At 57.2% G+C, this 13,012-nt stretch carries 11 protein-coding genes; all 11 read right to left on the minus strand.

All coding sequences use genetic code 11. The features are described 5' to 3' along the window. Nucleotides 1-109: 109 nt before the first annotated feature. Entirely contained in the window at nt 110-1,045 is a 936-nt protein-coding gene (gene lpxC, locus ACIQ0R_RS00795; RefSeq protein WP_395822728.1) for a UDP-3-O-acyl-N-acetylglucosamine deacetylase, read from the minus strand. Between the two features lie 147 nt (nt 1,046-1,192). After that, complete coding sequence (locus tag ACIQ0R_RS00800) at nt 1,193-1,699, minus strand: peroxiredoxin (RefSeq protein ID WP_395822730.1); 507 nt, start codon at nt 1,697-1,699, stop codon at nt 1,193-1,195. 325 nt (nt 1,700-2,024) lie between these two features. After that, entirely contained in the window at nt 2,025-3,203 is a 1,179-nt protein-coding gene (gene ftsZ / locus ACIQ0R_RS00805; RefSeq protein ID WP_395822732.1) for a cell division protein FtsZ, read from the minus strand. A 235-nt stretch (nt 3,204-3,438) separates the two neighbouring features. Continuing rightward, nucleotides 3,439-4,671: a cell division protein FtsA gene (ftsA, locus tag ACIQ0R_RS00810; RefSeq protein WP_395822734.1), complete on the minus strand. Its 1,233-nt coding sequence runs from the start codon at nt 4,669-4,671 to the stop codon at nt 3,439-3,441. Nucleotides 4,672-4,681: 10 nt separating this feature from the next. Beyond that, entirely contained in the window at nt 4,682-5,449 is a 768-nt protein-coding gene (locus tag ACIQ0R_RS00815; protein WP_395822736.1) for a cell division protein FtsQ/DivIB, read from the minus strand. A 93-nt stretch (nt 5,450-5,542) separates the two neighbouring features. Beyond that, a complete protein-coding gene (locus ACIQ0R_RS00820) occupies nt 5,543-6,517 on the minus strand; it encodes a D-alanine--D-alanine ligase (RefSeq protein ID WP_395822738.1) in 975 nt (324 codons plus the stop codon). Between the two features lie 58 nt (nt 6,518-6,575). Further along, entirely contained in the window at nt 6,576-7,982 is a 1,407-nt protein-coding gene (gene murC, locus ACIQ0R_RS00825; protein ID WP_395822740.1) for a UDP-N-acetylmuramate--L-alanine ligase, read from the minus strand. Between the two features lies 1 nt (nt 7,983). Next, the gene (gene murG, locus ACIQ0R_RS00830; RefSeq protein WP_395822742.1) at nt 7,984-9,069 is read right to left on the minus strand and encodes an undecaprenyldiphospho-muramoylpentapeptide beta-N-acetylglucosaminyltransferase; all 1,086 of its coding nucleotides are present in this window, start codon (nt 9,067-9,069) and stop codon (nt 7,984-7,986) included. Beyond that, entirely contained in the window at nt 9,066-10,301 is a 1,236-nt protein-coding gene (gene ftsW, locus ACIQ0R_RS00835) for a putative lipid II flippase FtsW (protein ID WP_395822744.1), read from the minus strand. The genes murG and ftsW overlap by 4 nt, the downstream gene beginning before the upstream one ends. Further along, entirely contained in the window at nt 10,298-11,830 is a 1,533-nt protein-coding gene (murD, locus tag ACIQ0R_RS00840) for a UDP-N-acetylmuramoyl-L-alanine--D-glutamate ligase (protein WP_395822746.1), read from the minus strand. The genes ftsW and murD overlap by 4 nt, the downstream gene beginning before the upstream one ends. A 12-nt stretch (nt 11,831-11,842) precedes the next feature. Beyond that, a complete protein-coding gene (gene mraY / locus ACIQ0R_RS00845; RefSeq protein ID WP_395822748.1) occupies nt 11,843-13,012 on the minus strand; it encodes a phospho-N-acetylmuramoyl-pentapeptide-transferase in 1,170 nt (389 codons plus the stop codon).

The following is a 13,012-nucleotide window of genomic DNA, read 5'->3' on the forward strand; positions in this document are numbered from 1 at the left end:
CACCTTATATCTCCTGCCTAAAAATTAGACAGGGCAAGTAGAACACCTGGGTCAATTTTGAATCAGCACTATGCCCTTTGCTGGGTCAATTTTCGGTCAGCCGTAACAATCAGTTCAAGGCCCACTCTTGCCCGACCTGTCGTTGATAGGCCCCGGGCGCCTGCGTGAGCTCATCGAAACTTATCACATCATAGGCATCCGGCTGGGCCAGCAGCGCACGCAGCAGTTGGTTATTCAACCCATGGCCGGACTTATGCGCGGTGTAACTGGCCAACAACGGATGACCGATCAGGTATAGATCGCCGATCGCGTCGAGAATCTTGTGGCGCACAAATTCATTTTCATAGCGCAGGCCATCGCTGTTGAGGATGCGGTACTCATCCATCACGATAGCGTTTTCCAGAGAGCCGCCGCGCGCCAAGCCCAGGCCGCGCATGGTCTCGACGTCCTGCATAAAACCGAAAGTGCGCGCACGCGCTACTTCCTTCACGTACGACTCTGTGCTGAAATCGACTTCCGCAGTCTGGCCAGTGCCATCCACTGCGGGGTGATTGAACTCGATGAAAAACTTCAGCTTGAAGCCATTGCATGGCTCCAGCCGGGCCCATTTTTCGCGGCTTCCTTCGCCTTCGCGGACTTCTACGGTTTTTTTGACCCGGACAAATTTCTTGGCGACGTTCTGCTCTTCCAGTCCGGCTTGCTGCAACAGGAACACGAACGAGGAGGCCGAACCGTCCATGATCGGAATTTCTTCAGCCGTCACGTCGATATATAAGTTATCGATGCCGAGCCCACAACAGGCGGACATCAAATGCTCGATGGTTGATACCCGGACACCATCCTTGATCAATACCGACGCCATCCGGGTATCACCGACTTCGGTGGCTCTCGCCGGAAAATCGACAGGCGGATCGATATCGACACGACGGAAAACGATGCCGGTATCGACAGCGGCCGGGCGCAAGGTCAGCTCGGCCTTGGCGCCGGAATGGACGCCAATGCCTGTGGTCTTGACAATCTTCTTTATGGTACGTTGTTTCAACATGATGAGATTATAAGTCTGACTGACAATTATTCTGTAACGATGTGTTGGCGCTGTTGGGTAAAAAACACGCAATGCGTTTTTTACCAAGATAAACAAAACGCGGCACCGAGGCACCGCGTTGCTTAATCTACCAGAACGAACTAACTATCAGCCCAGTTGCGCCAGCAGGGTTTCTGCATTGGAGACTTCGAATTTGCCACCCTCTTCAACATTCAGCTGCTTGACCACGGCATCGTCGATCAATGCCGAGAAACGCTGCGAGCGAACGCCCATGCCGAACTTGCCGAAATCTGCATCCAGACCCAACGCCTTGACGAAATCGGCATTGCCGTCGGCCAGCAAACGGACGATGCCGGTGGCCTTTTGGTCGCGGCCCCATGCGCCCATGACAAAGGCGTCGTTGACCGAGATCGCCCAGATTTCATCAACGCCCTTGGCCTTGAATTCTGCTGCATGCTGGATATAGCCTGGCAGATGCTTGGCGGAGCAAGTTGGGGTAAATGCGCCCGGCAAGGCAAATAAGGCAATCTTCTTGCCCTTGACCAAATCGCTGACGTTGAACGAATTCGGTCCGAGCGAGCAGCCTTCGGACTCGGTTTCGATGAATTCTGCCAATTTACCTTCCGGTACGGAATCGCCGATCTTGATAGTCATGATAAATCCTTGTCTGAGTGACCGGGTCGCCACAAACCTGTCGCATCAGGCTTGTTAGTATCGCGAAAACGCTGGCAATCGATTGCCAGAGCGCGCCGGATACCAGCATTGCAGAACCAGCCCGAAGCCGCACGAGCACATCCTGAAAATCCAGAATAATGGTGAGTGGAAACCCCTAAAGAAAACGCCGCGCCTTCCGACGCGGCGTGCAACCCGCAGTATGCCTTGTTCCGCAATTTCGTGCAGAAACCGGCCGCAGACGGCGAGTAGTTAAAATCGGCCATCTGCGGTCGGCACTATGGGGTTATCGCCCCTGCGCGCTTGCTCAGTCGGCTTGTTTGCGCAAGAAAGCCGGAATATCGTAGGTTTCCATACCGTTTTTCTCCAATGCGCGCACGGTATCGGATGCCGACTCGCGACGCCATACCGCTGGCGCCTTCATGCCCTCAAACGACGAACTGCCGTGACCTGTCGATGCCTGACCATGCTGCGCCAGCGGCTCATTGTGGGTGCCGGTCCGCATCATCGGCGCTTGCACCAACTGCACTGCCTTGCGGGCACGCCCCAAGCCGGTGGCAACCACGGTCACGCGGATATCGTCGCCCATTGCTTCGTCGTAGGCGATACCTTGCGCGATCGACGCATCCGGTGCCGCAAAAGCGCGCACGGTTGCCATGACTTCCTTGATTTCCTTACCCTTCAGGCTACGGCTGGCGGTGACGTTGACCAGCACGCCGCGCGCGCCGGACAGATCGATGCCATCCAGCAGTGGCGAGGCAACCGCCTGCTCGGCGGCCAGACGGGCGCGATCCACGCCGGATGCCGTCGCGGTTCCCATCATCGCCTTGCCTTGTTCGCCCATGATGGTCTTCACGTCGTTGAAGTCGACGTTGATGTGACCGGGCACATTGATTATTTCAGCGATACCAGCAACTGCGTTATTGAGCACATCGTCGGCGTGTTGCAGCCATTCCATCATGCTGTCATCTTCGTAAATCTCTTCGAGCTTCTCGTTGAGAATGATAATCAGCGAATCGACATGCTGGGACAACGCTTCCAGGCCTTCGTCGGCGATGTCCATGCACTTCTGGCCTTCATACGAGAACGGCTTCGAGACTACTGCCACAGTCAACGCGCCTTGCTCCTTGGCGATCTGCGCCACCACCGGCGCAGCGCCGGTGCCGGTGCCGCCGCCCATCCCGGCAGCGATGAAGACCATGTGTGCGCCGCGCAAGGCATCTTCGATGCGACCGCGCGACTCTTCCGCCAACTGACGTCCCACCGCCGGTTTCATGCCGGCACCCAGGCCGGTATCGCCGATCTGGATAACGTTATGCGCCTTCGATTGCTTGAGCGCTTGTGCATCGGTATTGGCGGCGATGAACTCAACCCCCGACACCCCTTTATTGATCATATGTTGGACCGCATTGCCGCCAGCACCGCCGACGCCGACGACTTTAATCACGGTACCCAAAGTTGCATTGTCAAGCATATCGATTTCCATGATATTTCCTCATAAAGTTGCAGCATTCAGTCAATAGGCATCACGCGCTGTGAGGCCTATTGACTGACAACTGCGCGTTACACAAACAACATTAAAAATAAAATTCAACCAAATATACAAACACACATCACAACAACCGGCCAGTCTCTGCAAATTGCATCCGGTAACGCGGAGGGCAATGCCCCCCAGCGTTGACTCTTAACCTCTGCCCCGCAATTACTCAAACTACCAGATACTAGAAATTACCCAAAAACCATTCCTTCATGCGCTGCCAGATCGCTTTTGCCGAGCCTTCCTGACGCGTCACGATATAGCCGCGCAGGTATTGCTTCTTCGCCTCCAGCAGCAAACCCAACACTGTTGAATACCGTGGACTGCGCACCACATCGGCCAACTGGCCGTGATACTCCGGGGTGCCCAGACGTGCCGGCTTGAGAAAAATATCTTCCGCCAACTCGATCATTCCGGGCATCATCGATGAACCGCCGGTCAGCACCACGCCGCTCGACAGCACCTCTTCGTAGCCGGACTCGCGCACCACCTGGTGCACCAGCGCAAACAATTCCTCGACACGCGGCTCAATCACCGCAGCCAGTGCCTGGCGCGACAGGGTGCGCGGATTGCGATCGCCCAGCCCTGGCACTTCCAGCGTCTCGCCCGGATCGGCCAGAATTTGCTTGGCCACGCCGTAGCGCAATTTAATCTCTTCCGCTTCCGTGGTCGGGGTACGCAACGCTATCGCGATGTCGTTGGTAATCTGATCACCGGCAATCGGAATCACGGCCGTATGCCGGATAGCGCCCTCAGTGAACACCGCTACGTCGGTAGTGCCACCGCCGATATCGACCAACACCACGCCTAACTCTTTTTCGTCCGGCGTCAGCACTGCATCGGCAGACGCCATCGGTTGCAGAATCAAGTCCGATACTTCCAGCCCGCAGCGACGAATGCACTTGACGATGTTTTGTACAGCAGAAACCGCGCCAGTGACGATGTGCACCTTGACCTCAAGCCGAATGCCGCTCATGCCGATCGGTTCGCGCACATCTTCCTGGCTATCGACGATAAATTCCTGAGGCACCGTATGCAGTAATTGCTGATCGGTCGGGATATTGACCGCCTTCGCCGTTTCTATAACGCGCGAGACATCGGCTGCGCTGACTTCCTTGTCCTTGATTGCCACCATACCGCTCGAGTTGAAGCTGCGGATGTGGCTGCCGGCAATCCCGGTATACACATTGCGGATCTTGCAGTCTGCCATCAGCTCGGCTTCTTCCAGCGCCCGCTGGATCGACTCGACAGTCGCTTCGATGTTGACCACTACGCCCTTCTTCAAGCCCTTTGATTCGGCCTGTCCAAGGCCGATGACTTCATGGCGTCCATCCGACAATACCTCTGCTACCACGGCCACCACCTTGGAGGTGCCAATGTCGAGTCCGACGATCAAATTTTTTGCGTCTTTTGTCATAATGTTTCGCTTATTTTTTCTTGCTTCCCAATCCGCCGGACAAACCGCTCGCCTTCAGCGCCAAGCCATTCGGATACCGCATATCTACACTTTCAATCCGCCCCTGCAAACGCGACTTCAATTGCGGATAAATCTGCACCAGCCGCGCCACACGCTCTCTCAGCGTGTCCTTGTTTTGCTCTCGTCCCAGTTCCACGGTCATACCGTTGTCCAGCTTCAGAGTCCATGCATAGCGACTTGATAAATCGACCTCTACCGGATTCAACTCAAGCGGCCGGAACCAGCGGCGGAAGTCCGCCAGCCGCGCCACGACATCCTTTTCGCTGCCTTCAGGGCCTGACAGGCGCAGCAACTCGCCGTCTTCCTCTGCCTCGTCCAGATTGGCAGTAAATAAATCGCCATGCACCGATAGCAAACGTCCGTCATCGTCCCAGGTCGCCAGCGGCTGATGCTCTTCTATCATCACAATCAGCTTGTTCGGCCATTCGCGCTGCACCGACGCCTTGCGTACCCACGGTACCGATTCAAAGGCGCTGCGCACCGCATCGAGGTTGGCGGTAAAAAAATTGCCCTTGATACGCGGCAGCGCACTGGCCTGGATGATCAACGGATTAACCCGACGCAGCTCGCTATGAGCAGCACCCTCGACGCGGATTTCCTTCAGCATGAACATCGGTCGCTGCGCCAGCCACCAGATACCGCCCCCCAATAATGCGAGCGCGGCCAAGCCCAGCAGGGCGTTGGAGATTGCGTTCAGCATTTTGATGTCTTGCCACATGGTTATCGACTTTATCGCCTGGATCGTTAGGTATTTTTTAAATAATTTTTTTAAATAATTTCTTTAGATTTTCACATCTGCCTTACTTGACGTTCACTCTGGCTTCCAATCTGCGCTAGGCTTCAGATCCAGTGCGGCAGAAGCCAGTATTTCCAGACACAAATCTTCGTAGCTGACGCCATTCGCCTTGGCTGCCATCGGCACCAGCGAGTGGCCGGTCATGCCAGGCGAGGTATTGATCTCAATCAGGAACGGTTCGCTATCCGAATCGCGCAACATGAAATCCACACGCGCCCAGCCCTCGCATCCGATCGCTTTGTAGGCTTGCACCGCGAGCGACTGTATCCGCCCGGTCAACGCGGCATCCAGCGGAGCCGGGCAAAAATACTTGGTATCGTCAGTGAAATATTTATGCTGATAGTTGTAGTTACCCTCTGGCGCCCGAATCTCTACAATCGGCAGCGCCCGCGCGGCACGGCCTGCGCCCAGCACCGGCACGGTCAGCTCGCGACCGCGAATGAATTCTTCTGCCAGCACGACATCATCATATTTAGCGCACAACGTAAAACCGTCGTTCATGTCGGAATAACCAGCCACCTTGCTGATACCGATGGTCGAACCTTCATGTGGCGCCTTCAGCATCAGCGGCAATCCCAACACATCCGGCACCTGGCGCAATTCTTCACGCGTGGCGCTGTGCGCATCCAGGACCAGAAATTGTGGTGTCGGCAAATCCATGCTGCGCCAGATACGTTTGGTCATCACCTTGTCCATCGCAATCGCCGACGCCATGACGCCTGGGCCAGTGTAAGGAATACCAAGCTGCTCCAATGCGCCTTGCAAGGTGCCGTCTTCGCCGTAGCGACCATGCAGAGCGATGAACACGCGATCAAATTTCTCCGCCGCCAGTTCCGCCAGACTGCGTTCGGCAGGATCAAACAGATGCGCATCGACACCATGGCTTTTCAAGGCTTGCAACACACCTTGTCCGGACATGATCGACACTTCGCGCTCGGCCGAACGCCCGCCGAACAGTACCCCGACTTTTCCGAATTGATTGCCTGTCATTTTTTCACTCATCTTCTTATCCGTACCTGTCTACAACTATCTATACCTGTTTTTGCGTTTATTGCTCGACGAATTGCGCCAGCTTAGCGGGCACGCCGCTAATTGAACCGGCTCCCATGGTCATCACTACATCACCATCGCGTACGATATTCAGAAGCGCGCTCGGCATGTCGTTGATATCTTCCACAAACACCAGTTCGCCCATGCCGGCGACCCGCAACGCATGCGCCAGCGCGCGGCCGTCGGCAGCCACAATCGGCGACTCACCGGCGGCATAAATCTCCGCCAGCACCAGCACATCGACCGTCGACAGCACTTTGACAAAATCTTCGAACAAATCACGGGTACGGGTATAGCGGTGCGGCTGAAACGCCAGTACCAGACGTCGCCCCGGATAGGCGCCGCGCGCAGCGGCAATCGTGGCAGCGGTTTCTACCGGATGGTGGCCGTAGTCGTCAACCAGTGCGAACTCGCCTTTGGGCTGGCCGGCAGCGTCTTGCAGTTTGATTTGGCCGTAACGGGTAAAGCGCCGTCCGACGCCGTTGAATTCGGTCAGGGCTTGCTGGATCGCCGCGTCTGCAACGCCCAGTTCGCGCGCAATCGCAATCGCTGCGCAAGCGTTCTGGACGTTGTGCATGCCGGGCTGATTCAAGCTGATCGGCATGGCCTGATAACCTTTCTGAATCACCGTGAACTGCATGTGGCCGCCGACCGGCTTGGCCTCAATGGCACGCACATCGGCCTCCTCATGGAAACCATAAGTGGTGATCAGCTTGGAGATCTGCGGCATGATTTCGCGCACATTGGCGTCGTCCATGCACAACACCGCGACGCCGTAGAACGGCAGACGCTGTGTGAATTCGACAAACGCCTGCTTCAGCTTGCCGAAATCGTGATCATAGGTGTCCATATGATCAGCATCGATATTGGTGATGACTTCGATCACTGGAGACAGATTCAGGAATGAGGCATCCGACTCATCGGCTTCCGCCACAATGAAGTCACCAGAACCCAGCTTGGCGTTGGCGCCGGCACTTGTTAAGCGACCGCCGATGACGAACGTCGGATCCAGACCGCCTTGCGCCAGCACGCTTGCCACCAGGCTGGTGGTAGTGGTCTTGCCGTGGGTACCGGCAATCGCGATGCCGCGCTTGAGGCGCATCAGTTCGGCCAGCATGACCGCACGCGGCACAATCGGAATATGTTTCTCGCGCGCGGCGACGACTTCCGGATTGTCGGCCTGCACCGCCGTCGATGTGACGATCGCATAGGCCTGATCGACATTCGCGGCGGCATGGCCTCTGCTGACCTTAGCGCCGAGAGCAACCAAGCGCCGGGTTGCCGCATTGTCACCGAGATCGGAGCCTGAAATCGTGTAGCCGAGATTCAGCAGCACTTCTGCGATGCCACTCATGCCGCTACCGCCAATGCCCACAAAATGAATATTTTTAACTTTATGTTTCATGCTACGTCCCTGCCAATTCTTCAAGAACCTGCGCGATGGCTTGATTCGCATCGCGTCGGCCGTTTTCATATGCTGCCTGCGCCATTGCCTGGCAGTCTTCGCGCGAGATCTGCGCCAACAATGCAGCCAGGCGTTCTTTACTCAATTCTGTTTGCGGCAAATGGATCGCTGCCTTCTGGCTCGCCATCCATTTGGCGTTATCGCGCTGATGCGATGTAGTCGATGCGACCAACGGCACCAGCACGCTGGCAACGCCGGCGGCGGTCAGTTCCGATACCGTGATGGCGCCGGCACGGCAGATCACCAGATCGGCATCGGCATAGCGACGCGGCATGTCGTCGATGAACGCCACGACTTCTGCGCTCACGCCGACTGCAGCATAGGCGCTGCGCAAGGCATCGATATGCTGCTTGCCGGACTGATGGGTCACGCTCGGGCGCGATTCGACGGGAATCAACGCCAACGCCGCCGGCAAACAATCATTCAACGCTTTGGCGCCGAGGCTGCCGCCCACCACCAGCAAACGTAATGGGCCATTGCGCCCACTGTAACGCTGCTGCGGCAATGGCAAGGCCATGATTTCCTTGCGTACCGGATTGCCGGTGACCAGCGCCTTGGCGGCAGCTTTGCCAAAATCGGCCGGAAAACCGAACAGCACCCGCTTTGCCAACGGCGTCAAAGTCTTGTTTGACAACAACAAGGCCGCATCCGCATTCACCAGCACCAGCGGCACACCGCGCAAGCGCGCCATGGCACCGCCCGGCACCGTCACGTAGCCGCCCATGCCGAGTACTACATCGGCCTGGCGGCGGCCAAGGATGCGGAAGCAGGCAGGGAAACTCAGCAGCATGCGCCAGGCGCCGCGCAGCGTATGCGCCACGCCTTTGCCGCGCAAGCCGGCGAAAACGATCTTGTCTATCTCGATACCATGCTGCGGCACCAGATCGGATTCCATGCCATGCGTGGTGCCGAGCCAGGTCACTTGCCAGCCGCGCGCACGCATGGTGTCGGCAATTGCCAGGCCGGGGAATATATGGCCGCCGGTGCCCGCCGCCATGATGACCAGACGTTTCACATGCGATGTCATGCCCGGCCTCCGCGCATCAGAACCCGGTTTTCATAATCGATGCGCAGCAGGATCGCCAAACCGATGCAATTCATCAGCACCCCCGATCCACCGTAGCTCATCAGAGGCAAAGTCAAACCCTTGGTCGGCAGCAGGCCCAGATTGACGCCCATGTTGATAAACGTCTGCACACCGATCCAGATGCCGATCCCTTTGGCAGTCAGGCCGGCAAAGGTCTGCTCCATCGCAATTGCCTGACGGCCGATTTCAAATGCGCGCTTGATGATCCAATAAAACATCATGACCACCACCAGCACGCCGGCAAACCCCAGTTCTTCGCCGATCACAGCCAGCAGGAAATCGGTATGCGCTTCCGGCAGGTAATGCAGTTTCTCGACACTGGCTCCAAGACCGACGCCAAACAATTCACCGCGTCCAAAGGCGATCAGCGAATGCGATAACTGATAAGCCTTGCCCAGAGCATTTTCTTCCGCCCACGGATTCAGATAAGCAAAAATACGCTCGCGCCGCCACGGCGAGAGCCAGATCACCAGCGTAAACATGCCGGCCAGCATGGCCCCGATGCCACCGAACCAGATACCGTTAATACCACCCAGGAACAGGATGCCCATGGCAATGCAGACGATCACGCCGAACACGCCGAGATCCGGCTCCAGCATCAGCAACAGACCAACCAGTCCGACCGCGGCAGTCATCGGCAGAAAGCCCTTGGTCAGCTTGTGCATGACTTCCTGTTTGCGTACCGTGTAATTGGCGGCGTACAGAGCAATAAACAGCTTCATCAATTCCGACGGCTGCAGGTTAAAGATGCGGAACGACAACCAGCGTTTGGCGCCGTTGACGTCACGGCCGAGGCCCGGCACCAGCACTGCAGCCAGCAGAATCAGCGTGATCACAAACAGGTACGGCGCCCAGCGCTGCCAGGTGGCTATCGGGATGCGGAAAGTCAGCATTCCGGCAAACAGCGAGACGCAGATGAAAATCGTCTGCCGCACCAGAAAATGAGAGTTCGTATAGTTCGCATACTTAGGTGAATCGGGCAGCGCGATCGAGGCCGAATACACCATCACCAACCCAAACAGCATCAGCAACACAACCACCCACACCAGCGGTTGGTCGTACTCCATCATTTTCGACCGCTGGACGCCATGCTTTTGGCTGTCGAGCTGGCGCGGCCGCGCTGCCGGCGCAGCTGCAGATTTCGCTAAAAATGATGGAAAGGCGAATTTCATAACCCAACCTCGCCGCGCGATAAGGCCAATTCACGTACGGCATCGACGAACACTTGCGCCCGGTGCGCGTAATTGCGGAACATATCGAAACTTGCACAGGCTGGCGACAGCAGCACGGCATCGCCGGGCTGGGCCAGTTCGGCGGCGCAGGTAACGGCATGCTCCATGCTATCGCAGGCGAGAATCTCGATTCCGGCTGTTTCCAGACGACTGGCGACGGCGGCACGGATTGCCGCCGCATCACGGCCAATCAGCAACAGTGCGCGACCGTAGGCAGCCAGCGGTTCGGCCAGCGGTGCAAAATCTTGTCCCTTGCCTTCGCCGCCAGCGATCAACAACAAGTGGCTGGCATTACCATCGCCATCCGAACCGCGGCCCAGCCCGTTCAGTGCCGCTACCGTGGCGCCGACATTGGTGCCCTTGCTGTCATCGTAATAGTCGACGCCGCCAATGGTGGTGACCAGCTCAACCCGATGCGGCTCGCCGTGATATTCGCGCAGCCCGTGTAACAGCGGCGCGAAAGGTAAATCGATAGCGCGGCACAACGCCAGCGCTGCCAATGCATTGGCAGCATTGTGGCGGCCACGAATGCGCAACGCATCGGCCGGCATCAAGCGCTTGAGCGTGACCGGCAACAATGTCAGTTGTTCTTTCTTGCTGCGCCGCTTCTCGACCCGCTCTTCTTCGTCGCCCGGCACCGCCACCGACAACCATTGCATGCCGTTATCGCTGATCAGGCCGAAACAATCGCCGTCGAGCGGCTCATCGAAGCCAAAGCTGACGCTGCTGCCGGTGCGGAATTGCATCGTCAACGGATCGTCGCGATTCAGTACACGAATCGTGTTGTTGCCAAAAATGCGCGCTTTGTCGGCGACATAGGACTGCATGTCGTCATGCCAGTCGAGGTGATCCTGGCTGATATTCAAGATGGTCGCCGCATCGGCTTGCAAGCTGCATGTTGCGTGCAACTGGAAACTCGACAGTTCCAGCACCCAGACCTGCGGCAACGCATCTTTTTCCAGTGCGCTGCGCAGCACATCCAGTGCAGCCGGGCTGATGTTGCCTGCCACCTGCACCGTCAGGCCGGCACGTTCGCACAGCAAGCCGGTCAGGCTGGTGACAGTGGTCTTGCCGTTAGTGCCGGTAATGGCGATCACTTTCGGCGCATAGCCGCGGCTCTCGCGTAGCGCCGCCAGCGCCTGCGCAAACACTTCAATCTCACCCCATACCGGGATATTGCGGTCAGCCGCGGCCGACAGAATTTCTGCCAGTTCAGCGCTTGGCGCCAAGCCAGGGCTGGTCACGGCAAAATCGATACCGTCCAACAGGCTGGCGGCAAAACCGCCACCCTCGGCGGAGGCGACAAATTCCGCGGCAGGGATTGCCTGCAACAACAGCGGCAAGCGTTCCGGTGCGCTGCGGGTATCGGCCACGCGCACGCTGGCACCGCAATGTGCCACCCACAATGCGGATGCCAGGCCCGATTCGCCCAAACCTAATACCAGAACATGTTTACCCGTATAGTCCATTACTGCCGCTCACTACCTTAACTTCAGAGTTGAAAGTCCAAACAACACCAGCATCATCGAGATGATCCAGAAACGCACCACAACCTGCGTTTCCTTCCAGCCTTTTTGTTCATAGTGATGGTGCAACGGCGCCATCAGCAATACGCGACGGCCAACGCCAAAGCGCTTTTTGGTGTACTTGAAGTACATCACCTGCAGCATTACCGATAAAGTTTCGACCACGAAAATTCCACCCATGATGAACAGCACGATTTCCTGGCGCACGATGACGGCCACGGTACCGAGTGCACCGCCCAATGCCAGCGCACCGACATCACCCATGAATACCTGGGCCGGATAGGCGTTGTACCAAAGGAAAGCAAGCCCGGCGCCAGCCATCGCGCCGCAGAAGATCAACAGTTCACCGGAGCCGGGTATATGCGGGATCAACAGATATTTAGCGAAAGTCACGTTGCCGGTCAGGTAAGCAAACAATCCCAGCGCAGCCCCCACCATGACGGTCGGCATGATCGCCAGCCCATCCAGGCCATCGGTCAGATTCACTGCGTTACTGGTGCCAACGATGACGAAGTAGGTCAAGGCCATGAAACCCCAGACGCCGAGCGGATAGCTGACGGTCTTGAAGAACGGCACGATCAAGTCAGCCTCGGGCGGCAGATCCAGGCTGAATCCAGACTCTACCCAGGCCAGGAACAAATCCCAGACCTGGGTGTTATTAGGTGCCGATACAGAGAACGCCAGGTAAATCGCAGCAACTACGCCGATCACCGATTGCCAGAAATACTTTTCACGGGAACGCATGCCGCTCGGGTCTTTGTAGGCCACTTTGCGATAGTCATCGACCCAGCCGATAGCGCCGAAACCCAATGTTACGATCAGGACGATCCATACAAAACGGTTACTCAGGTCACTCCAAAGCAAGGTCGAGATGCCAATCGCGATCAGGATCAGCACCCCGCCCATGGTCGGCGTACCGGACTTGATCAAATGCGTTTGCGGGCCGTCGGTACGCACAGCTTGCCCGACCTTCAGGCGTGCCAGCATGCGGATCACGCCAGGTCCGGCGATCAGCCCGATCATCAACGCCGTCAACGTCGCGAACACCGCGCGGAACGTAATGAAGTTGAATACGCGCAGGAAACTGAAATCCTGCTGAAAATTTTGTGCCAGCCAAAGCAGCAT

This window comes from Collimonas sp. (genome assembly GCF_044339385.1).
GTDB lineage: Bacteria > Pseudomonadota > Gammaproteobacteria > Burkholderiales > Burkholderiaceae_D > Collimonas.

Excerpts from the sequence above, each read along its gene's own strand:
- ACIQ0R_RS00820 (WP_395822738.1), bottom strand. The coding sequence starts at position 6,517 with ATGACAGGCAATCAATTCGGAAAAGTCGGGGTACTGTTCGGCGGGCGT.
- ACIQ0R_RS00800 (WP_395822730.1), bottom strand. The coding sequence starts at position 1,699 with ATGACTATCAAGATCGGCGATTCCGTACCGGAAGGTAAATTGGCAGAA.
- mraY (WP_395822748.1), bottom strand. The coding sequence starts at position 13,012 with ATGCTGCTTTGGCTGGCACAAAATTTTCAGCAGGATTTCAGTTTCCTG.
- ftsZ (WP_395822732.1), bottom strand. The coding sequence starts at position 3,203 with ATGGAAATCGATATGCTTGACAATGCAACTTTGGGTACCGTGATTAAA.
- ACIQ0R_RS00815 (WP_395822736.1), bottom strand. The coding sequence starts at position 5,449 with ATGTGGCAAGACATCAAAATGCTGAACGCAATCTCCAACGCCCTGCTG.
- ftsW (WP_395822744.1), bottom strand. The coding sequence starts at position 10,301 with ATGAAATTCGCCTTTCCATCATTTTTAGCGAAATCTGCAGCTGCGCCG.
- murC (WP_395822740.1), bottom strand. The coding sequence starts at position 7,982 with ATGAAACATAAAGTTAAAAATATTCATTTTGTGGGCATTGGCGGTAGC.
- murD (WP_395822746.1), bottom strand. The coding sequence starts at position 11,830 with ATGGACTATACGGGTAAACATGTTCTGGTATTAGGTTTGGGCGAATCG.
- ftsA (WP_395822734.1), bottom strand. The coding sequence starts at position 4,671 with ATGACAAAAGACGCAAAAAATTTGATCGTCGGACTCGACATTGGCACC.
- lpxC (WP_395822728.1), bottom strand. The coding sequence starts at position 1,045 with ATGTTGAAACAACGTACCATAAAGAAGATTGTCAAGACCACAGGCATT.
- murG (WP_395822742.1), bottom strand. The coding sequence starts at position 9,069 with ATGACATCGCATGTGAAACGTCTGGTCATCATGGCGGCGGGCACCGGC.